Here is a 21,333-nt window from a genome sequence, read left to right as displayed (position 1 = left end):
GTGTCGTCACCCTGAATGCGTTTCAGGGTCTTTCTCAAAGGTTCAGAAGATGCTGAAATAAATTCAGCATGACGTTCTTTTTTTAGTGTCGTCACCCTGGCCTTGTTTCAGGGTCTTCCTCAAAGATTCAGAAGATGGTGAAACAAGTTCAGCATGACGTTGTTTCTTAATGTCGTCACCCTGAACTTGATTCAGGGTCTTTCTCAAAGATTCAGAGGATGCTGAAACAAGTTCAGCATGACGTTGTTTTATTGTGTTGTCACCCTGAACTTGATTCAGGGTCTTCCTCAAAGATTCAATAGATGCTGAAATAAATTCAGCATGACGTTGTTTTATTGTGTTGTCACCCTGGCCTTGTTTCAGGGTCTTCCTCAAAGATTCAGAAGATGCTGAAACAAGTTCAGCATGACGTTCTTTCTTAGTGTTGTCACCCTGGACTTGATTCAGGGTCTTCCTCAAAGATTCAATAGATGCTGAAATAAATTCAGCATGACGTTTTTTCTTGGTGTTGTCACCCTGAACTCGTTTCAGGGTCTTCTTCAAAGATTCAGAGGATGCTGAAACAAGTTCAGCATGACGTTCTTTTTTAGTGTTGTCACCCTGGACTTGATTCGGGGTCTTCCTCAAAGATTCAATAGATGCTGAAATAAATTCAGCATGACGTTCTAAGAGAGAATTTCCTTTACTCGCCCGACCTGGCCATCTTCCAGCCGTACTTTGATGCCGTGGGGATGGGAGGGTGACTTGGTGAGTAAGTCTTTCACAAAGCCATGGGTGAGTTTACCGGTTCTTTGATCTTGCTTGAGCACAATGTTTACCTCTGTACCCGCTTTAATATATGCTCTTCTTGTTCCGTCCATTAGATTTCTTCTAAGATTGAGGTGCCTTTAGACTGGTCTCCCGATGTCCATTGCCAGGCTTCATGCAGCCTGATTTTACCATTGGGAAGGATTTCCGGAGTGGAGGTGCATTTACCGGTATTTTGCTTCAATTCGGTATTCACCTGGGTGTAGTTCATGTCAATCACTCCATTTTCATCCACCGTGCCTTCCAGCCAACCCTCCAGAATTTTACCACCAAAGTACTGACAAACCAGTCGATTTCCTTCTTGCTTATAATGAAAGATCAAATCTCCTGAAACTTCACCGTTGGGTGAGTTCTCAATGGCTCTAAATCGTTTGTCGTTGTAGTTGATCATTTTATTCAATTAGAGATTGTTTATAGGGATATATTTTAAAAGTACTTAGTCTCTTTTTGTTAGATGCCACTCAGCCAATTTCCATTCCTCGTCATTCTCCATTCGGTAGTCAAATTCCCGGACTTGATTTCCTTCTTCAATTAGTTCCTGTAAAAAATCGTTTGCGATTTCAGGATCATAAACTCTCGAGATCAACTCTCGAGTACCATTCCAAGTAATTCTCGCAAGAAAAAGAGCATTCGGTTTGTCTTTGTCTTCTCCTTTAATCCTATCATCAAGAAAGTCTCCGTAGTTGTCTATGACATCGACTTCACTTTTTGTAGGCATGCCATTCTCACCAAGGTCATTTAACTCTACCATTATTGACAGATGCCATGCAAAGACTTCTTTTGGTTCAAAGTCTCTTAGAGAGATATTAACAACCGCCACTCCGGGCAAGTCCTCCTGTCTGAAGTTTAGGATGGAATAATCCTCCTCTGGAATTAAAACTTTGAATTCCTTCATCTAATCAGAAGTTCTAATGAGTGAGTAAATGTTTTTTTATTGGAACAAAAGGCTGTTCTGACAGCTCTGAATAGTTTGTCGTTGTAGATGAACATTTACTTAAGCTTGATTTAATTGTAGCACAAGTGAAACTAATTATTTATTCGCCTTCTAATTTTTTTCAACTTGCGTTTATTTATCTCGATCACGATAACTCCGTATCTACCTCTTGCACCGTAAAGAGCGGAGATTTCTTCACTTGGTTTGTGAATGAAAATTTTGTCAACATCTGATAATCTTATTTGAGCCAATAGCTCATTATTTTCTGGAATGTATCCATTAATAATTGTCAGAGGTTCTTTGTTCGGAATACTAGCAGCATCTCTTATAAACACTTCTGGCATGGATGAATTCTTTTTTACCAATTCCTTATAAACGACATCGATAGAATCTCTTGCATCTGGATTAAAATTCAAATATTCATATGTCTGATTTTCAATGTATTATTTAAGAGGTGTTTGCTTATCAAGTCGCCTCCAGTCCTGCGTGACTTCTTGAGCTGACGCGTAGGTTGCGGCAAATATTAGTACAATCAAAATCGGTTTATACATTAACTTGTAAAGATTGATTCAAAAAAAAAATGAGCCTCATTTTACCCTTTGGCTTCCGTCCTCGGTCTTCCGACTTCAAGCTTTTAAAGACTCTTCACCTCACTAATTAACTTCTCTAATGAGTCTTTGATATCGCCAAAAAGTATACGGTTTTTGTCGTGGAAGAAGAGGCTGTTTTCGAAAGGCCTAAATCGTTTGTCGTTGTAGTTCATCCATATTTTACGTTTCTATTTATTCTGAGTAGTAATGAAGATACCTCCATTTTTAGAGTTTTCCCCATAGAGACACCACGGGACTTGAGATGATCTGACAATTCCCTGAATACCCTCCTTTTTGAGTGATTGAAGCACATTCCAAAATTCTTCATGTGGAATCGCTTTCTTGTCGACAAACAGATATGGAAGTCCTAGATCAGTTTTATGAACCGGAATAACATTCGGCTTAGGAAATTCCTCCAAGATACTTTTAATCTGACTTTTTAGGTCCTTTACTTTCAGAACGGTTTCATCTGAAATTATAATAAACGCTTCTTTTTTTGCATGTAGGACTGCACTTTGCAGCTTTTCTTTTCCTAGAATACTTACTTGAAAAAACTCTTTGCTCTTATTTAAACCTCGCTGAGATTTTTTAAAATCTCTTTCAGTCATTGGTACTCCATTATAAATGACCAAAAAATCATCTTCTGAATATTCAACGGAGTCACATGCAGTGATCAAAGATTTATAGAAATCAAGGTCTAACTTTTGAGCAGAGCACAAGAGGGAAATGGAAAAGAAAGAAACAATTAAGAACAACCTCACCTTATAATAACAACCAAATCCATTCAATCCATTAATCCCCTAATCCGTGATCATAGACTTTTCACCTCACTAATCAACTTCTCCAATGAGTCTTTGGCATCGCCAAAGAGCATGCGGTTTTTGTCATGGAAGAAGAGGCTGTTTTCAATGCCGGCATAGCCTTTACCCATAGATCGCTTCATCACAATCACATTCTTGGCATTGAGCACCTTAATGATCGGCATACCATAAATTGGGCTGGAAGGATCATTTTCTGCCGCAGGGTTCACCACGTCATTGGCGCCAATTACGAGCACCACATCTACATTCGACATGTCGTCATTGGCGTCTTCCATTTCCAGGAGCTTAGGGTAGGGCACATCTGCTTCTGCCAGAAGTACGTTCATATGGCCGGGCATACGCCCAGCCACTGGATGAATAGCATAATTCATTTCTACGCCTTTATCGTCCAGTATCTTTTCGAGGTTGTGAACCGTGTGTTGCGCTTGAGCTACCGCTAAGCCATAACCGGGTACTACGGTCACCTTATTAGCGTATGCCAAAAGAATGGCTGCATCAGTCACCGAAATCTCTTTGATGGTGCCTTGTTCACCATCACCAGATGCTGCGGCTCCACCACCTCCAAATGAACCGATAATGACATTGGTTAGTGAACGATTCATGGCCTTGCACATCAGCACGGTCAAGATGGTTCCGGCAGAACCCACCAAAATACCACCGGTAAGCATGGCCTGATTACCATAAAGGAAACCACCAAAGGCAGCAGCCATACCCGTAAAGCTATTGAGCAGAGAGATGACTACAGGCATATCTGCTCCACCAATCGGCATCACAAAGAGAACGCCATAAAGGAGGGAAACACCCAGTAAAATGTAGATGTAAATGGCTTGCGGCTGGGCTGTATTGGCCATAAAAATGGCCATGCCCAACATACCCAATAGCAGAATGATGTTTAGTATTTGGCCGGCAGGTAGGGCTTTATCCCCAATTTTTCCTTCCAATTTACCATAGGCAATAATGCTCCCGGAAAATGAAACGGATCCAATAATCAGCCCTAGAAGGATGACAACCAGCATGCCTGAACTTATAGTGCCTCCATGCATCACATGGTCGAACTCAACGAGTGAAATAACCGCTGCACAGGCGCCTCCCATACCGTTAAAGAAAGACACCATTTGAGGCATGGCCGTCATTTTCACCTTCAACGCCATGCGGGTTCCGATAACGGTTCCCACTATCAGGCCGGCTAAAATCAGCACGTAATTGAGCCACTTATCGGCTGTCAGTTCTTCCTTAAAAAGAATGGTGGCCAGAATGGCGATGCCCATACCATAGGCGGCAATGAGGTTTCCTTTTCTGGCTTTGTCTGGGCTGGAAAGCATTTTCAAGCCCAAGATGAAGGTAATCGAAGCGGCTATGTAGCAGAGTTCGAGAATTGATAATCCTAAAAGTTCTGTCATGGCTTTACTTCTCCTTTTTCTTGAACATTTCCAGCATTCGGTTGGTCACCACAAAACCGCCAACCACATTGAGTGTTCCTAGTACCACCGCAAAAAAGCCCAGAATCAAGGCGAGATAATTGGTTGGATCGGCCTCCAGCATAATGATGATGGAGCCGATAATGACCACTCCATGAATGGCGTTGGCTCCAGACATCAAAGGCGTATGCAGTACGGCCGGAACGTTGGATATGACTTCGATTCCGAGGAATATGGAGACGATAATGAGAAAAATGAATTCCCTGTTTTCAACAAACAGTTGTAGTATGCTTTCCATGGCTTAGGCGGTTTCAGTTTGAAAAAGGATGTTTTTAACACGTGGACTCATCACTTCGCCAGCATGAGTCACACAGGTATTGGCCAGAATATCGTCTTCCCAATTGAGATTGAGGTTTCCTTCTGCATCAATAAGCAGCTTCAGGAAGTTGACCATGTTCTTGCCATACATTTTGCTGGCATCGAGCGGCATGGTGGACGCCAAATTGGAATTACCGATAATGGTAACACCATGTTTTTGCACCACTCGGTCGTTTTCTGTCAACTCGCAATTACCTCCAGTTGAAGCCGCTAAATCTACAATCACAGAGCCTTCAGCCATATTGCCAACGGTTTCTTGTGTGATTAAAACTGGTGCTTTTCTTCCCGGAATCTGAGCAGTACAAATGATGATATTCGCTTTAGCGGCATGTTCTTGAATCAGCGCCTGCTGTTTCGCTTTATATTCTTCCGATTGTTCCACAGCATAACCACCGGCAGATTTATCGTCAGTGGCGCCTTCAACCTTCACAAATTTGGCCCCCAAGCTTTTTACTTCTTCTTCGGCTGCGGTTCTTACATCGAAGGCCTCCACTACAGCGCCTAATCTGCGAGCTGTGGCGATGGCCTGAAGACCAGCTACACCAGCGCCTAACACTAAGACCTTGGAAGGAATAATGCTACCTGCGGCAGTCATAAACATAGGGAAGAAGCGCGGTGAGTGAGAGGCTGCTAATAGCACTGCTTTGTAGCCTGCTACGGTAGCCATGGAGGAGAGCACATCCATAGACTGTGCCCTGGTGGTTCTCGGCACATTGTCCATGCTAAAGCTCGTGATCTGTAAAGACATGAGTTTTTCTACCAGCTGTTTATTCGATAATGGCTGAAAAACAGACATCAAAACCTGTCCGGCTTTCAGGTCTTCAAGTTCCGGATGGGTAGGAGGGTTAATGCCTAAAACAAGATCAGCGCTAAGGACATCCCTGCGCTGACCAATTTTTGCCCCTGCCTTTTCGAACTCAAAATCGGTTGTAAAGGCAGCCGTGCCTGCCTGAGACTCTACGATGAGTTCTACATTAAGAGCAATAAGGGTTTTAACATTTTCCGGTAGAAGAGCCACTCGGTTTTCACCTGATGGTTCTTTCAATAGACCTATGATCATAGCGGTTTTTAGAATTAAAAATCCCTATGAAGATAAAAGTTTTTAGGGCTTTTGAAAATGAGGCTTATGTACCCGATTGAAAATAGTCCCTCTGAAAATGAGTGGCTTAGCCTGTTGCATACGGCCTTAGTCATTCATTTGCTCATATTTGACTACGGTTTTTTCTATGGCAGGCACGGTTTTCAGGTAAGCATAAATGGCTTTAAGGTCTACCGTATCCATACCGGCATACATGCTCCAGGGCATTATGGTATTCATGTCTCCCTGACTGAGTGTGTAGGCATTGTTTTCGTAGTTTTTAAATTTGGCTATAAACATTTCTTCGGTCCACTGGCCCAAACCTGTGCTATGAGGCGTAATGTTTGGGGTTCTCATGATTACGCCTCCAGGCATTAAAAACTCTCGTCCACCACTAAAAGCCTGCTCAGCAACAATTTGCCCTTTTTCTACTGGGGTATGACACTCCATACATGCTGCGAATGTAGCCATATACTTACCATAGGCAATTTCATCGGTTCTCTGAGGGCGAGGTTGTGGTGATGCATTTACAGGAATTGTCTTTAGAATAAGGCTGAAAGGAAAATCGGCCTTAGAGTCTGGGATTTGACTTTCTACTGGTGGAAGACTACGTAAATAGGCTATGATGGCATGAATATCGTCTTCAGCCATTTGACCATAATAAGGGTAAGGCATAATGGGGAATAGGGCTTTGTTTTCTTTGGTTACTCCTGTGGTAATAACCCGGAAGAGTTCGCCATCGGTATACCGGCTTATACCAAAAGGAGTGATGTTTTTAGCATAGAAAACTCCCGGCATGCCCATGGTTTGATCGAACCGGTCGCCACCTGCACCTTCGGTGCCTGGGGTTGGTGGCCCGGAATACCTGGAGAAATCTCTTTGTGAGTGACAGTCCATGCATAAGGCCACATGGTTGGCCAGGTATTCTCCCCGTGCGATAAGCTCCGGTGTTGGATTCACCGTGAGTTCGGGGGCAGGGTCCACTTTTGGGTAGGTAAAGTTGAGGTAGGCAAAGGCTAAAACCACCAGGATAACCACGGAGGCAAGCACAAAAACTGTGATTCTCGTTAACTTTCTCATTTGGTTGAAGATTGATTAAAAAATTGAATATGAGTAAGTTAAGGTTTTTTATTGTGAATTAATAGTTCTTGCCGGCTTCGGCCTTTGCTCGACAGTTATTGTCTATCCTTCATGGGCTTCTACAAGCGGTTGAATCAAAATTTTCTTCATTCCCATTAATGCCTGCATTACGCGGTTTCTTTGGGCTTCTGTACCGGTTTTCATTAGGCTCATCAACTGGCTTGGCACTACCTGCCATGATAAACCAAAAGGGTCTTTGCACCATCCGCACATGCTTTCCTGACCTCCGTTTTGAGTAAGGCGGTTCCAAAAATGATCTACTTCGGTTTGACTGTCGCAAAGAATCAAAAATGAAACAGATTCATTGAAGGTGAATTTTGGCCCTCCGTTTAACGCTATGAATTTTAAGTTCTCTAATTCAAACTCTACGATCATACCGGAATCGGATATTACTTTGGAACGATCGAACAGCGTGCAGTAAAAGTCGGCTGCTTCTCTGGCTTGGTCATTGAACCATAGGTAAGGAGTGATTTTTTGAGTAACAATTTTTGACATGCTATAATGTGTTAGATGGAAAATAATGAGGAACCTCTGATAGGTCTTATGCAAAAGTCATAATTGTAAGGTGTTTCCGTTGCTGTCATATGCGGCACATTAAGGGTGTGTTTGCGACAGAGAATGTTTCAGGCTGAGTATTATTCCTACTTACCTGTCTCACCGCTTTGAGTGGTCGGACGGCTGCTGAATATTTCTGAAAGTATTGCCGTTGTGTTTTCCTCATAGTCCTCATTGAGAGACTATGAGGGGGGGAGAATAATAGGGTATTGATGAATCAACCTTGGGGTGAGTTCATAAAAAAGGCTGTTGCGAAAACGCTGGAGTTCGTCACTCTGAATTTATGTCAGAACCCGGGTGAATGGTCAATCAATCACTTACAGATCCTGAAACAAGTTCAGGGTGACATTCAGCTAACTTTCGCGACAGCCTCTTTAAAATAAATTTGGCCTTGTCGGCTTATTTGTTTTGCTCCTTGATCAGGTTAAGCGCAGAGCCAGCTCTGAACCAACCAATCTGGGCTTCGTTGTAGGTATGGTTAGCCACAATCACATCTTTGCTGCCATCGGCATGAACAAATTCTATGTTCAATGGCTTGCCTTCACTAAACTGATCCAGATCCAGGAAGTTGATGGTATCATCTTCCTGTACTTTATCATAGTCGGCTTCGTTGGCAAAAGTCAGGGCCAGCATACCTTGCTTTTTAAGGTTGGTTTCGTGAATACGGGCAAATGATTTTACCAATACTGCTTTTACACCAAGGTGACGAGGCTCCATGGCCGCATGTTCGCGAGAAGAGCCTTCTCCATAGTTATGGTCTCCCACAACAATAGTAGGAATGCCCTCAGCTTTATATTGTCGCTGTGTGGCAGGCACCGGGCCATATTCACCAGTAAGTTGGTTCTTTACCTTGTTGGTTTCTTTATTAAATGCATTTACGGCACCAATCAGGCAGTTGTCTGAGATATTGTCCAGATGACCTCTAAACCTCAACCATGGACCAGCCATTGAAATGTGGTCGGTTGTACACTTACCAAAAGCTTTAATCAGTAATTTGGCGCCAGTGATGTTCTTACCATTCCAAGGTTTGAAAGGCTCCAGAAGTTGAAGTCTTTTAGAGTCAGGACGAACAACCACTTCAATATTGCTGCCATCTTCTGCCGGAGCCTGATAGCCATTGTCCTCTACTGCAAAGCCTTTGCTTGGAAGCTCTTCACCCACTGGTGGGTCCAGTTTAACCTGTTCGCCTTTTTCGTTGGTAAGAGTATCGGTAATGGGGTTGAAGCCTAAGTCGCCTGATATAGCAATTGCAGCTACCATTTCCGGTGAGGTAACAAAGGCATGAGTATTAGGGTTGCCATCGGCTCTCTTAGAGAAGTTTCTGTTAAAAGAGTGCACAATGGTATTTACTCGGGTATTGTCTCCTGATCTTTCCCACTGACCAATACATGGGCCACAGGCATTGGTAAATATGGTGGCATCCAGATCTTCAAAGATTTTCAGAAGTCCGTCTCTTTCTGCCGTGTACCTTACCTGCTCGGAGCCAGGGTTAATACCAAAGTCTGCTTTGGTCTTTAGCCCTTTTTCTACGGCTTGTTTGGCAATAGAAGAGGCCCGGGAAAGATCTTCGTAAGAAGAGTTGGTGCATGAACCTATAAGACCCCATTCTACTTTGGTGGGCCAGCCGTTTTTCTCGGCTTCTTCACGCATTTTAGAAACCGGAGTGGCACGATCCGGAGTAAAAGGACCATTTACGTGCGGTTCTAGCGTGCTTAGGTCAATTTCTATGACCTGATCGAAATAGTGTTCAGGATTGGCATATACCTCATCGTCACCAGTAAGGTGCTCTCTTACCTGATTGGCCATTTCAGCCACATCAGCCCGGTCTGTAGAGCGCAGATACCTTTCCATGGAATCGTCATAACCAAAAGTAGAGGTGGTTGCTCCAATCTCAGCACCCATGTTACAAATGGTGCCTTTTCCGGTTGCTGAAAGGCTTTTGGCACCTTCGCCAAAGTATTCGAGAATGCAACCCGTACCACCTTTTACGGTAAGAATGCCCGCTACTTTAAGAATTACATCTTTTGGCGCAGTCCAGCCGTTCATTTTGCCGGTTAGTTTTACTCCAATGAGCTTAGGGAATTTAAGCTCCCAGGGCATTCCGGCCATTACGTCTACGGCATCGGCACCGCCAACACCTATGGCTACCATGCCCAAACCACCTGCGTTTACAGTGTGAGAGTCGGTTCCAATCATCATTCCTCCAGGGAATGCATAGTTTTCTAAAACAACCTGGTGAATAATTCCGGCTCCGGGTTTCCAGAAGCCAATACCATATTTATTAGACACAGACTCAAGGAAGTTGAACACTTCTCCTGAAGCAGTGAGTGAATTTCTTAAATCTTCTTCGGCACCTTGTTTAGCCAAAATGAGGTGGTCGCAATGCACGGTAGAGGGTACCGATACTTTGGCTTTACCAGCTTGCATAAACTGTAAAAGAGCCATTTGTGCTGTGGCATCTTGCATGGCCACCCGGTCAGGAGCAAAGTTTACATAAGACTTACCTCTCTCGTATGCCTCAGTAGCGTTTCCATCCCACAAGTGTGAATACAAAATTTTCTCAGCCAGGGTAAGTGGTTTACCCACAGATTTTCTGGCTGCTTCTATACGAGAAGGCATCTTCTCGTAAACAGCCTTAATCATATCAATGTCAAAAGCCATGAAAAATATTTTTAAATGATTAGTTCTATTAGATAACTATCTAGGGGCCGCTAAGTTATCAAAAATCGAAGAATTGAGTATGCCTCAGAGGTATTTGTTGGAGCAGAACTTATGTCTTTGCTCTAATTTCTTCCTTCAGTAGGCTAATGAGTATTTCAAGGCTTCTTTGTACCGGGTTTTCAAAGTAGATGGTATGCTTGAGACGGTTGTACCTGAGGTATACCAAATCCAAGAACTGACGGTCGTTGAGCAATACCCGAATAATCCGATCCACCTGTTGTTCGGAGATGTTAATTTCATCCATATCCTCCATGGGCTCCAGCAAAGAAAGCACCTGTTTTTGAAGCAAGTATGGTTCTAGTTTGTCTTCGATGAGGCGTCTTTCTACATTTTCGGTAATGGGGGCGCGGGCGAGTCGTCCCTTGTATCGGATAATGGTTTTACGAATAGTGTCCGACTCTATTAGGCGGAGATTGCCCGAACTGGTCAGATCCTGATAAACCACATCGGACGGTGAGAAAATACGGTTGATGAGCAATTCTTTTACGGCCATTCTCAGGGTGTCTTCGGCTACTTGCCGATTGGCTGTTTCCAGTAACTTTCCAAAGAGTACAAGCTGATGCTTACGCGTTTGCTGATCGGCCCTGAGCTCTTCCAAATTGGTCATAGCTTCCTCCATCAGTTCCTGAAGGTACTTTTTTTCCAGTGCCTTTTGCTCCTTTCTTTCTCCATACTTATCGAGCGCAAAGGCCAGGTAAATACCCACTACAATAATCAATAGTTCTACCACTATTTTTCCCATGCCTCTGAAAGAAAACCTGGGAGCTTCGCCTTCCAGTCTGTATTTGTTTGCCATGTATCAGAAAATCAATAGGTTGCTTATAAATATAAGCATTCCGAGCATCATCACTAAAACGCTGTAAGGAAGAATATCTTTTGCTTTAAGTTGAGTGATGCCCAAAAGGGGTAGAGCCCAGAAGGGTTGGAGCATGTTGGTCAACTGATCTCCATAGGAGAGAGCCATAATGATTTTAGGTATAGAAACTCCTAATGCTTCGGCTGCTTCGGTCACTATTGGTCCCTGAACAGCCCATTGTCCGCCACCACTTGGCACAAACACATTGACAATGCCGGCACTAATAAAGGTAAAGATGGGAAGGGTGGTTTGGTTGGAAATAGCCACAAAGGCGTAAGAGATTTCAGCTCCTAATCCCGAGTACTTCATAATGCCCATTATGCCCGCATACAGGGGGAATTGAATAAGGATGCCCGAGGCACCACCAATAGCTTTTTGTATGGCTGTTAGGAAATTGGAAAAGCTACCGTGCATCATCAGGCCCAGGCCGAATAATAAAAAGTTAATGTAATTAAGGTCAATAAAGCCTAACCCCGATCCGGAAGGGGTGTTCCAGGCCTGACGAAAGGCTATAAAACATATGAGTAAACCCAGGCCAATGGCCGGAAACCTGGCATGGTCTAGCTTCTCGGCTCCAACGGCTTCGGTGGTCAATTTTTGACTCTTCTTAGATTGGCTTTTAAGTTTAAAGGCTCTGTGTGGCGACAAACGTCCGAGCAAATACAGAAACCCTGGAATAAGCACAATAAGGCAGAGACTTGTACTAATATTCATTGTGGAAAGGAGCGTTTCCTCAATGCCTATCACACCGATTTGGTTGACTAAAAAATGACTTTTACCCGATACGGTGAGTGGTGCCGACCCGGAAAACCCGCCATGCCAGCACATCATGCCGGCATAACCGGCCGCCCCAATGAGCGGATAGTTCAATGGCTGACCCAGCTCTTGGGATCTTTCGGCCACTTTTCGTGCAAAAATTGCCCCAAATACCAAACACAAGCCCCAATTGAAGAAGCTGAGCAGAATTGTAATCAGGCCAACAATCATGGCAGCAGTGGCTGTAGTATGGCAATAGCGAGTAAGGAGATTAATGAGCCGGTTGAACAGAGGGGTTAAAGCGAGAGCATGGCCAAGAATAAGAATGAGGGCCATTTGCATGGTAAAGGCCAGTAGCTCCCAAAAACCGGTTTGCCAATATTCCAATAGCTTTGTTGGGTAAGATGATACTGCATTTTCCGGCCTTTGAGTAAAAATGAGTGCCAAACCGTAAACTAAAACGGTAAGTAAAACAGCTATGGCAAACGGGGAAGGGAAAAGATGATAAAAGAGTTTCCTAAATCTTTGGCTCATACCTAAAGATGCAAATTCCGGGGATTTTTATTATTGAAATTCAGAATAAGAAGTATGTAGCGTTCAGCCAGGCGAAAATAACCATCCCAACCGCCAGCAGCAGAGCACTGACTATACTAGTGCCTCCTTGTTTTCTGAGATATTTTTTGGCTTCCTCGTCTTCCTGAATCTGGATATTGTCAATTACCTTGATTGCTTTGGCTAAGTATAATCTATTGAAAATGAATCCCGAGACAGTTGCGAACAGAAATGTCATAAAGATATTATATCCGGTATCATGCATAAAAATTAAGTTGAACGTAGTAGCTATGTTCAATGAAAGAATTTGTTCAGTATAGATCAGAATCAAGAGAATAACCCCCTCTTTGTACATTTTCCGGTAAAAGAAATATACTCCCCCTAATAAAAATGAAGGGAGGTTAAAGGTGTATCTATTCCCCTCTTTAAACTCACGGAGCTTGTTCAAAAAATATGCCCTACTATTAGCGAAGTATATAGAATAAAGTTGATCCTTGTTCATGGATTGGATTACAAGCTTGCCAAAAACTCCAGCGTATCAACCCCATCGGCATAATCCCACAGCTCAGGGCATTGAGCAGTGCCAAAGGGTAAGCTGCCTTCGTACCATCCATCTTTAGCAACCATACACTGGATTTTATCTTGTTGAGCTGAAAGCTTTAGTGATAGCTCGGCTTCAGAAGCGTATGATTCGTAAAAAACCACCGAAATGGGAGAGACCAGTTCAGAGCTCTCTCGCATAAGAAAGAAGCCCGAGTCGAGATGCGGTTCCTTGTTTACCAAATACACGGACTTATTGTAGTCATAATTGTTCTGGTATTTGTGATGACTCAATACATTCTCGTGAGTGTCTTGCGCAGCAATAAACTGAGTGAGGTCAAATGTTTTAGGACAATAAATCTTAGCCACATTTCTACAGCCAAGCCCGTAGTAGGTAAAAATGTCCAGACCAAGGTTCTGCAGATCGGTGGTTGTTTCTTCTCCGTTCAATAGGCCAACCGATACCCTGTTTTGCCGAATAATGTGAGGGTGTTTAGCAAAGTAATGTTTGAAATACCGAGCTGTATTGTCCGAACCGGTAGCAATTACAGCTTCTATATCATTTAGCCGATCAACTTCCGCAAGTTGACTTTTTAGCTCAGGTTCCAGATCAATAAGCGTTTGCAATGCGGCTTTCATCAATACAGCATCTTGCGATGAGTATTTCACACAAGCCTTGTGTCCACTTATAATTACTGAGAGTACATCGTGCAAGCCCACTAAAGGAATATTGCCGGCTAGCACAAGACCAACCTTTCTGGGGTTTTTAGACCAATTATAGCCCTTTATCCAGTGACCGATCTTTTCTTCGGTGAGAGCCTCGCCCCAGGCATTAAAGGCCTTTTGAATATTGTCTTTAGTGAACCAATTGTTCTGGTTTATAGCCGCCTTGCATAGGTTTGAGAACTCTTCCGGGGTTATTGTTTTGAACCAATTTCCCAAATTTGCCAGTGCTGTTGCTCTTCTTTCTATACTCATTTCCATAATTGTGCCCCAAAAATACAAGCTAAGTTTGCGCCTGAGAACTATTACCTATTACTTTTGCGGCAAATATTTTTAGAAACCTGAAACTTAGCCAACAAATAATTGTTGCACTAAGGACTACCAATAAAATTAGAGCACTATGGCCATAATGATTACAGACGAATGCATTAACTGCGGTGCATGCGAACCTGAATGCCCCAATACAGCGATATATGAAGGAGGAATGGAGTGGACCTGGGCCGGAGGAACTGACCTGAAAGAGGTAGAAATGGAAGATGGCACTGTGGTAGACGCCAACGAACCACAAGAGCCCATTTCAGATGAGTTTTATTATATTGTATCAGGCAAGTGTACAGAATGTACCGGATTCCACGAGGAACCACAGTGTGCAGCTGTGTGTCCGGTAGATTGTTGTGTGGATGACCCTGATTACAGAGAAACCCAGGAAGAGCTGGAAGCCAAGAAAGAATGGCTACACGTGTAGTACCAAACTCGTTATGAAAGCATCAAAAAAAGGCCTCAACAGAGGCCTTTTTTCGTATAGGTCTACTTTATTTAATCATATATAGATGTAATTAGGCCACTTGAGCGACAAGCAGTGCCTTTACCAACGGTGACAGCATGTCGAATCATACGCTATGCGACTTAAGTAAGTAATCCGGTTTTATTATTAAGACTCGCAATTCTTTATAACTTATGGCTATGGAAGTGTCTCAACTTACGAATTGGCTTTCGGAGCCTCTTGCAAAACGCTTTTTGTTGCTGCTGGTAGCCTTTATCCTGGTTATGCTTGTGGCAAGGTTTCTTAAACGAGTACTTTCACGCTATGTAAGCGATAAGAGTACGCGCTATCAGGCTAAAAAACTGGTAACCCTATTGGGTTATATTGTTTTTGCCCTCAGTGGCATGCTCATTTTCAATTACAAGCTTTCTAACATTACACTGGCTGTAGGTTTGGCCGGAGCAGGTATTGCCTTTGCCCTTCAAGAAGTAATAATGAGTATTGCAGGCTTTTTGGTCATTCTTTCCGGTAAATATTTCAAAGTAGGAGACCGCGTACAAATGGGGGGAGTGAAGGGAGATGTAGTAGATATTGGCGTATTGCGCACTACACTTATGGAGATTGGCGACTGGGTAGATGGTGATCTTTACAATGGTAAAATGGTGCGATTGACCAATAGCTATTTATTCAAGGAGCCGGTTTATAACTATTCGGGAGATTTTCCCTTTTTGTGGGACGAGATTAAAATTCCGGTGCGTACTGATAGCGATCAAGAATATTTTAAAGGTGTGCTGAATCAAATACTCGATGAGGTGGTGGGTGATTTTAGTCGTGACTCACAGGCCTCGTGGGATAAACTAACCGGGCAGCTTTATGTGGAGAAGGCCCAAATTCCTCCAATGATTACTTTCTCTTTCGATGAAAATTGGAGCACCTACACCCTTCGTTATGTGGTAGATTTTAAAAAGAGAAGAACCACCAAAAATCTCATCTACGAAAAGGTACACAAGGCTATTCTTCAGAGTGGAGGCAAGGTTTCGTTGGCAGGAAGTAGCCTGGAAGTAACTCTGACCAAATAAGTCCCATCCGGTATGTATTGAAATTTAGTGATAACGTAAACTGCCCCGCTGCGTCTAGTTTGAGGTAATTACGATGGCTTCGTTTAGGCCGGTCTCCGGGGTCAGAGAGAGGCCATACGTGTTTTTGAGCGCAAGTAATAAAGCCTCCATGTCTCCGTTTGGTAATTCTATGTCTAATTTAAAGTCTAATTTGGGCACATCCCCCCTGATTGGTGTATCGACTATTTTTTCGAGAAATAAGATGAAGTTATCCAGGCTACCAATAAACCTCACTCTTTTGGGGTGTGTAGAGGATAATTGATCAATTTCCGGGTGTACGTTTTTCGCCTGATGTAGAAGATAACTGTCCGACACTGCAAGACTATAAAACGATTGTTTTCTGTTTTCAATCTTCCACTTAAAATCGGCTTTTTCAGCCATGAAATTCAAAATATCTTCGCTTAAGTCAGAAATTTGGGCTGAGGGGTAATTGGTCACCTTCAGGTTGAAGTGATAGCGATCAGGTATACTCTCAATTACCACCACTTTCTCAGGATTAAAAGATTCCACCACTTCTTTTAAATTACCAAGTCGTTGAAATAAAAACTCTCCATCAGCTGTACCAGACGATTTTGAGGTAGAGTGGTTTTTACTTTCTATTACCAACTCTATTTTGGCATCTCCTTTATCTTTAAGCACTTTTTGCCATTCAAAGATTGAATAGGGAGTATTGCAGGCAATCAATAGAAGAATTATGGAGAACAGTATTAGTGTGTTTTTTATGTGCTAAATATTGGTATTCTATTCAAGTCATTTTTTGACGCTTTATCAAGTAAGCTTTAAGTATCTGGTCAAATCCCTGATTGATGTCGGCTGTGATCAGGTCAATTTTTAGTTTGGCACATTTGAGATAAAGTTCATGGTAATAGTTGTCCATTTGCTCACGGAAAGCCTTTTTGATGGAAGCCGGGTTAAGTTTAACTCTTTCACTAGTCTCTGCATCGATAAACTCATAGGGGCGGTCTTCAAAGTCAAAATCCAACTCAGTTCTATGGTCTGTTACGTGAAAAAGCAGAACTTCATGCTTTCTATGTTTAAGGTGTTGCAGCGCGGCCATTAGTTCCTCTTCATTGGCCTCATTGTCGAACATATCGCTAAAAATAACCACGAGCGAACGTCTGTGAATTTTCTGAGCCAATTGATTTAAGATGGCCGCAACGTTAGTCCGTTTTTCGGTTTTTGGCTTGTTCAACAATTCGTTGAGCATTAAAAAGAGTTTATGCACATGAGAGGCCGATGACTTGACGGGAGTTTCCAGTTCCAACTGACTGCTAAAAGTATGCAACCCAACAGCATCGCGCTGCTTGTGTAGCAGGTAGGTGAGTGCGGCCGATGCCAAAACGCTAAATCGCATTTTGCCAAAGTTGGTCTCAGGGTAATACATGGAAGAAGACTGATCGATGACTAACTGGCACCGCAGGTTAGTTTCTTCTTCATAACGTTTGGTATAGAGTCTGTCCGTTTTGGCATACAACTTCCAGTCTATGTGGCGGGTACTTTCCCCGGTGTTGTACAGTCTGTGCTCGGCAAATTCTACCGAAAACCCATGATATGGCGATTTGTGCAAGCCTGTAATAAAGCCCTCAACCATCTGCCTTGCCAGTAATTCTATATTACCAAGATGCTTAATATCTTCTAATGAAAACTGCATAAACTCTGTTTTGCCGTGTATGCCAAAGGTTTAATTTACCATAAGAATCACAAATGGGTTGCGCTTTTTATTTTTACGGTGTTTGCAATAGTAGCTAATATTGGTTTATATTAGGACAGCTATTTTTCGAAAATCAACTGAAACCAAGACTAAATACTTTGAGAAGTGGAAGATAAGGACAGGAATGAGATTTTTTCAAAGAGGGTAAGGGCAGGAAAAAGAACGTATTTTTTTGACATCAAGGCCACTCGATCAAACGACTACTACTTGACCATCACGGAAAGCAAAAGAAAATTTAAAGATGATGGGTTTAGCTATGAAAAACATAAAATATTCCTCTATAAGGAAGATTTTGGGAAGTTCGTAGAAGCACTGAATGAGGCTGTAAGTCACGTAAAAGAAGAATTGCTTCCTGATGTAGACTTTTCTCAATTCGACAGAGAAGAGCTCAGCGTTAACGGAGAAACAGATCATGACAGCGAACTCAGCTGGGACTAATACATCTTCATGCAAAGAAATTAAGGGGCTACGGCCCCTTTTTTATTGGCCCATTCAGTGCAGATTGTATTAATTGCTATCTTTGCCGCTCATTTAAAAACAAGCAATTCTTTAGACAGTTATGGGTTTAAAATGTGGAATTGTTGGGCTTCCCAACGTAGGTAAATCAACCTTATTTAATGCGCTGTCAAGTGCAAAGGCCGAAGCGGCCAACTTTCCATTTTGTACTATAGAACCCAATGTTGGGGTAGTAACCGTGCCCGATGAGCGACTGGAAATCTTGAAAGAGCTTGTGAACCCGCAAAAAGTACTGCCTACGGTAATTGAATTTGTGGACATTGCCGGACTGGTGAAAGGTGCCAGTAAAGGAGAGGGGCTGGGCAACAAGTTTTTAGCCAACATAAGAGAAGTAGATGCTATTATTCATGTGGTCCGCTGCTTCAAAGATGATAATGTAGTCCATGTGGCCGGTAATGTAGACCCTGTTTTCGATAAAGAGGTTATTGATACCGAGTTACAGCTCAAGGATCTTGAGTCCATTGATAAGAAAATTCAACGACTGATTAAAATTGCTAAGTCGGGCGATGCTAAAGCCAAGAAAGAGCTGGTTGGTCTTGAGAAATTTAAGGCTGCTTTAGAAGGAGGTGCCAATGCACGTGCAGTAGAAGCCGATGCCGATGAGTTAGCTGCCGTTAAAGACCTTTCTTTGCTCACTATTAAGCCTGTTATTTACGTAGCCAATGTAGAAGAAGCATCTATCCATACCGGAAACGAACATGTAGAAGCACTAAAAAATGCGGTGAAAGACGAAAGCGCAGAGGTGCTCCTTATTTCAGCTTCTATAGAGTCTCAAATTGCAGAATTGGAAGATGCCGATGAAAAGGCCATGTTTTTGGAAGAATATGGCTTGAAGGAGTCGGGGCTTAATAAACTTATTAAGGCTTCTTATTCTCTCCTAAACCTGATTACCTATTTTACTGCAGGAGAGAAAGAGGTAAGGGCATGGACTATTACCAAAGGCTGGAAGGCTCCTCAGGCTGCCGGAGTTATTCATACCGACTTTGAGAAGGGCTTTATTCGCGCTGAGGTTATTAAGCTGGCTGACTATCAGCAGTATAAAACCGAGGTGGCCGTAAAAGAAGCCGGTAAAATGGCGGTAGAAGGTAAAGACTACATTGTGAAAGACGGAGATATTATGCATTTCCGCTTCAATGTGTAAGCCGATCGTATAAATCACTTTATTTTTTTCGTTCAGACTGAACAATCCTACAGGCCATTGAGTTATGGTCATACCAGTTGCATGTCAATGCATTAGGCTTGGAAAGTTTTGTATTTTAAAGTAGAGTGTCGTGAGAGTCAGGGTAATTTTTAAACTTAAAAACCGTGGAGCTTACCTTCCGTTTCATCATCAACACATATTAGCCCAATTCTTAAAAGGAGTGTTGGTAAAAGGAGGGAAAGAAAAATTTATTCATTACGAATTTTTCAATTTTTCAGGACTGAAAGGTCAAACTAAAGTTTCGCGCAATGGGCTGCATTATTATTCCAACTTTGTAACGTTGGTCATTTCTGCTTCCGAGCAGGAGTTTTTAGACTACCTTCTGGAACAAATCTTTGAGTTTGAGGTAATAGAACTTGGTAATTTACAGGTGCTTCCGTTGTTTACTGAGCTGGAAAAACCAATAGAACTGACTGGAGAAAGCAAGTTCATTTGTATATCACCCATAGTTCCGTTTAAGGCGAGGTTTAATGACGAGCGCTCCAAGCGCTTTATTATGCCCGAAACCGATGAGTTTTCAGATCTGCTCTATGAGTCTACCCTTCAGAGGCTAGAGCGTACCGGCAACTACTCTACCAAAGATTTTGAGCGCTTCAAACGCTTTCAGGTAGTGCCCGATATGGATTATATTGAAAGAATGAAAGCCAAAGAAAAGAAGTTTGCGCGTATCTATTCGGTTTTTGAAAATGATGTCAAATATGAGGTGCGCGGATATACCTTGCCTTTTAAACTATATGCCGAAAAAGAGGTGCAGGAATTTATATTCAGTTGTGGCCTGGGCAACTATACCTACAAAGGCTTTGGAATGCTCGATTTGGCCAATGCCGATCCCTTGGAGCGTACCGAGAAGTATCATTTTCAGAAAAACGCCCCAACAGCTACCGCCTAGTGTTGTAGCCCAGCTGCGAATAACCCACCAGGCGGTCGCCACGGCCGCCCATGGGTGAAAAATAAACAAAGACTTCGTAAAGGTTTTCGGTTTCAAAGAAAGAACCGTCTATTCCGAATGGATTAGCTCCTTCTTGGATATAGGAGTAATTATACCATCCTTGCTTCAGTAATATTTCGGCTTCATATGCCTCTTCAACTTCGTTGTATTTCATGAGCGATGCACTGTTTTTTTGCCAGTTATTAAAGGCGCCCACTACGTAGACTTTTTCATCGGATTTGGGAATCTTAAGCCTAAAGTTGGTGTAAACATATTCTGCACTTATACCTCCCGGTTGTCCCTCCACATCGCGTATGTAGTACTGGCCATTAATGTCCAGATTTTGCAGGTAGGTGTCGGCCAAAGGGGCGTCTGTTCTCAATTGAGCCACCACACGCTTGTTACTCATGTAAATTTCGTCAACCCTTCTTCCTGTAAAAGTGGTGGTGCTCAGGTCGAAGGCTCTGAATTCGTTGGTACCGGGAAAATCGAATACCTCGTCTAGCCCCTGATACCTTATAAACTGAGCGTTCTCATCGATAAAGGTTGGTGGTAGTTCGTAGCGGGTTAAGTCTGGTCGTTGGTTTTGCCGAACCACTATTTTAAACTGTTCTCTTGGGTCTACAGCCTTTAATCCGGCATAGTTGAGGGAGACCTCTATGCGTTGGTTGTTCACCCGGTGGATTTGCTCAGTGGATCGTTGAACAGAAATTCCTACGGCAGTATTTTCTTCATATATATAAAAGCGCTGGCTGAGTACAAGGTCTTTTTTGTTTCGGTTTCGGTATACCACTGCCAGATAGTTGCCCGATATTTCGAAAGCAGGTATTGTAAACGTGTAATTTACATACTGCTGCTTAGCCTCCTGGCTGAATTCAAAGTCTGTAATTTCGAATTCATTGTAGTTTTTCAGAAACATGTTGGGTCTTAGATTAGAAGGTTCCCAATTAGCGTTGCAGTGTACAAAGTAGACGTAGTAATAATCGGCATCTTCTTTTAAGTCGTCAAAGCTCAACATCAGGTTCGATTGCCCAACTTTAGTTACGGGTGGGGCAATGCTGCTTTGCACATTATTTCCTGCCGGGTTTAGCCTCACCGTTCTTATGTTGGCGTCATAAGTATGGTTATTGTATTGCAAATTTTGTTGAGCCCAAAGCCCCTGGCTGCAGAAGACGAACACAAGGAAGAGAAATCTCACAGACTTTAAAGACATTTGTTGAAGCAAAC

General features: G+C 42.8%; 25 protein-coding genes. 5 read left to right on the top strand and 20 right to left on the bottom strand.

The window, feature by feature from the left end; genetic code table 11:
* Window positions 1-63 precede the first annotated feature (63 nt).
* The 17 genes from B3763_RS03500 to B3763_RS03420 all read right to left on the bottom strand — a co-directional run bounded on the left by B3763_RS03500 (window position 64) and on the right by B3763_RS03420 (window position 14,124).
* Entirely contained in the window at window positions 64-627 is a 564-nt protein-coding gene (locus tag B3763_RS03500; RefSeq protein ID WP_286743737.1) for a hypothetical protein, read from the bottom strand.
* Window positions 628-665: 38 nt separating this feature from the next.
* Entirely contained in the window at window positions 666-860 is a 195-nt protein-coding gene (locus tag B3763_RS03495) for a YwbE family protein (RefSeq protein WP_286743735.1), read from the bottom strand.
* On the bottom strand, window positions 860-1,198 hold the full coding sequence (locus B3763_RS03490) for a n-acetylglutamate synthase (RefSeq protein WP_286743733.1): 339 nt from the start codon (window positions 1,196-1,198) through the stop codon (window positions 860-862). Before B3763_RS03490 ends, B3763_RS03495 begins: the two co-directional genes overlap by 1 nt.
* A gap of 45 nt (window positions 1,199-1,243) precedes the next feature.
* A complete protein-coding gene (locus tag B3763_RS03485) occupies window positions 1,244-1,702 on the bottom strand; it encodes a DUF695 domain-containing protein (protein WP_286743731.1) in 459 nt (152 codons plus the stop codon).
* A 131-nt stretch (window positions 1,703-1,833) separates the two neighbouring features.
* On the bottom strand, window positions 1,834-2,157 hold the full coding sequence (locus B3763_RS03480; protein WP_286743729.1) for a hypothetical protein: 324 nt from the start codon (window positions 2,155-2,157) through the stop codon (window positions 1,834-1,836).
* Between the two features lie 218 nt (window positions 2,158-2,375).
* Window positions 2,376-2,504, bottom strand: coding sequence for a hypothetical protein (locus B3763_RS03475; protein WP_286743727.1), 129 nt, complete (start codon window positions 2,502-2,504; stop codon window positions 2,376-2,378).
* A gap of 15 nt (window positions 2,505-2,519) precedes the next feature.
* Window positions 2,520-2,939: a hypothetical protein gene (locus B3763_RS03470; protein ID WP_286743724.1), complete on the bottom strand. Its 420-nt coding sequence runs from the start codon at window positions 2,937-2,939 to the stop codon at window positions 2,520-2,522.
* 203 nt (window positions 2,940-3,142) lie between these two features.
* On the bottom strand, window positions 3,143-4,552 hold the full coding sequence (locus B3763_RS03465; RefSeq protein WP_286743721.1) for an NAD(P)(+) transhydrogenase (Re/Si-specific) subunit beta: 1,410 nt from the start codon (window positions 4,550-4,552) through the stop codon (window positions 3,143-3,145).
* Window positions 4,553-4,556: 4 nt separating this feature from the next.
* Window positions 4,557-4,868 carry an NAD(P) transhydrogenase subunit alpha gene (locus B3763_RS03460; RefSeq protein ID WP_286743719.1) on the bottom strand — a complete coding sequence of 104 codons (312 nt, stop codon included), beginning with the start codon at window positions 4,866-4,868 and terminating at the stop codon, window positions 4,557-4,559.
* 3 nt (window positions 4,869-4,871) lie between these two features.
* Window positions 4,872-6,008, bottom strand: a complete 1,137-nt coding sequence (locus tag B3763_RS03455) for a Re/Si-specific NAD(P)(+) transhydrogenase subunit alpha (RefSeq protein ID WP_286743716.1) — start codon at window positions 6,006-6,008, stop codon at window positions 4,872-4,874.
* 126 nt (window positions 6,009-6,134) lie between these two features.
* Window positions 6,135-7,106, bottom strand: a complete 972-nt coding sequence (locus B3763_RS03450; RefSeq protein ID WP_189631119.1) for a c-type cytochrome — start codon at window positions 7,104-7,106, stop codon at window positions 6,135-6,137.
* 102 nt (window positions 7,107-7,208) lie between these two features.
* Window positions 7,209-7,661 (bottom strand): VOC family protein, encoded by a 453-nt coding sequence (locus tag B3763_RS03445; protein WP_286743714.1) that lies wholly within the window; start codon window positions 7,659-7,661, stop codon window positions 7,209-7,211.
* Between the two features lie 459 nt (window positions 7,662-8,120).
* Entirely contained in the window at window positions 8,121-10,382 is a 2,262-nt protein-coding gene (locus B3763_RS03440) for an aconitate hydratase (protein ID WP_286743712.1), read from the bottom strand.
* A gap of 109 nt (window positions 10,383-10,491) precedes the next feature.
* A complete protein-coding gene (locus tag B3763_RS03435; RefSeq protein ID WP_189631122.1) occupies window positions 10,492-11,238 on the bottom strand; it encodes a hypothetical protein in 747 nt (248 codons plus the stop codon).
* A 3-nt stretch (window positions 11,239-11,241) separates the two neighbouring features.
* Window positions 11,242-12,588, bottom strand: coding sequence for a short-chain fatty acid transporter (locus tag B3763_RS03430; RefSeq protein ID WP_286743707.1), 1,347 nt, complete (start codon window positions 12,586-12,588; stop codon window positions 11,242-11,244).
* A gap of 40 nt (window positions 12,589-12,628) precedes the next feature.
* Window positions 12,629-13,108, bottom strand: coding sequence for a DUF2628 domain-containing protein (locus B3763_RS03425; RefSeq protein ID WP_286743704.1), 480 nt, complete (start codon window positions 13,106-13,108; stop codon window positions 12,629-12,631).
* Window positions 13,109-13,116: 8 nt separating this feature from the next.
* The gene (locus tag B3763_RS03420; protein WP_286743703.1) at window positions 13,117-14,124 is read right to left on the bottom strand and encodes an acyl-CoA reductase; all 1,008 of its coding nucleotides are present in this window, start codon (window positions 14,122-14,124) and stop codon (window positions 13,117-13,119) included.
* A gap of 145 nt (window positions 14,125-14,269) precedes the next feature.
* Between B3763_RS03420 and B3763_RS03415 the strand changes: the two genes are divergently transcribed.
* Entirely contained in the window at window positions 14,270-14,614 is a 345-nt protein-coding gene (locus B3763_RS03415) for a 4Fe-4S binding protein (RefSeq protein WP_189631126.1), read from the top strand.
* A 218-nt stretch (window positions 14,615-14,832) separates the two neighbouring features.
* Window positions 14,833-15,711 carry a mechanosensitive ion channel family protein gene (locus B3763_RS03410; protein WP_189631127.1) on the top strand — a complete coding sequence of 293 codons (879 nt, stop codon included), beginning with the start codon at window positions 14,833-14,835 and terminating at the stop codon, window positions 15,709-15,711.
* Between the two features lie 54 nt (window positions 15,712-15,765).
* Here B3763_RS03410 and B3763_RS03405 read toward each other — a convergent pair whose 3' ends face one another.
* Window positions 15,766-16,389, bottom strand: a complete 624-nt coding sequence (locus B3763_RS03405) for a hypothetical protein (protein WP_286743701.1) — start codon at window positions 16,387-16,389, stop codon at window positions 15,766-15,768.
* A gap of 106 nt (window positions 16,390-16,495) precedes the next feature.
* Window positions 16,496-17,401: a DUF58 domain-containing protein gene (locus tag B3763_RS03400; protein WP_286743698.1), complete on the bottom strand. Its 906-nt coding sequence runs from the start codon at window positions 17,399-17,401 to the stop codon at window positions 16,496-16,498.
* A gap of 165 nt (window positions 17,402-17,566) precedes the next feature.
* Here B3763_RS03400 and B3763_RS03395 point away from each other — a divergent pair, with 165 nt between their 5' ends.
* The 3 genes from B3763_RS03395 to B3763_RS03385 all read left to right on the top strand — a co-directional run bounded on the left by B3763_RS03395 (window position 17,567) and on the right by B3763_RS03385 (window position 20,067).
* Window positions 17,567-17,899 carry a DUF3276 family protein gene (locus B3763_RS03395; protein ID WP_189631130.1) on the top strand — a complete coding sequence of 111 codons (333 nt, stop codon included), beginning with the start codon at window positions 17,567-17,569 and terminating at the stop codon, window positions 17,897-17,899.
* Window positions 17,900-18,020: 121 nt separating this feature from the next.
* Window positions 18,021-19,118 (top strand): redox-regulated ATPase YchF, encoded by a 1,098-nt coding sequence (gene ychF / locus B3763_RS03390; protein ID WP_286743695.1) that lies wholly within the window; start codon window positions 18,021-18,023, stop codon window positions 19,116-19,118.
* Window positions 19,119-19,248: 130 nt separating this feature from the next.
* Window positions 19,249-20,067: a CRISPR-associated endoribonuclease Cas6 gene (locus B3763_RS03385; protein WP_189631132.1), complete on the top strand. Its 819-nt coding sequence runs from the start codon at window positions 19,249-19,251 to the stop codon at window positions 20,065-20,067.
* Here the strand turns inward: B3763_RS03385 and B3763_RS03380 are convergent.
* Complete coding sequence (locus B3763_RS03380; RefSeq protein WP_286743672.1) at window positions 20,057-21,244, bottom strand: type IX secretion system plug protein domain-containing protein; 1,188 nt, start codon at window positions 21,242-21,244, stop codon at window positions 20,057-20,059. The two genes, B3763_RS03385 and B3763_RS03380, sit on opposite strands and share 11 nt — an antisense overlap.
* Window positions 21,245-21,333 lie beyond the last annotated feature (89 nt).

Origin of the sequence: Roseivirga sp. UBA1976, assembly GCF_002336325.1 — a bacterium.
Taxonomy (GTDB): domain Bacteria; phylum Bacteroidota; class Bacteroidia; order Cytophagales; family Cyclobacteriaceae; genus Roseivirga; species Roseivirga thermotolerans.
The sequence above is the reverse complement of the archived record's forward strand: the minus strand, read 5'-3'. Positions and strand labels throughout refer to the sequence as shown.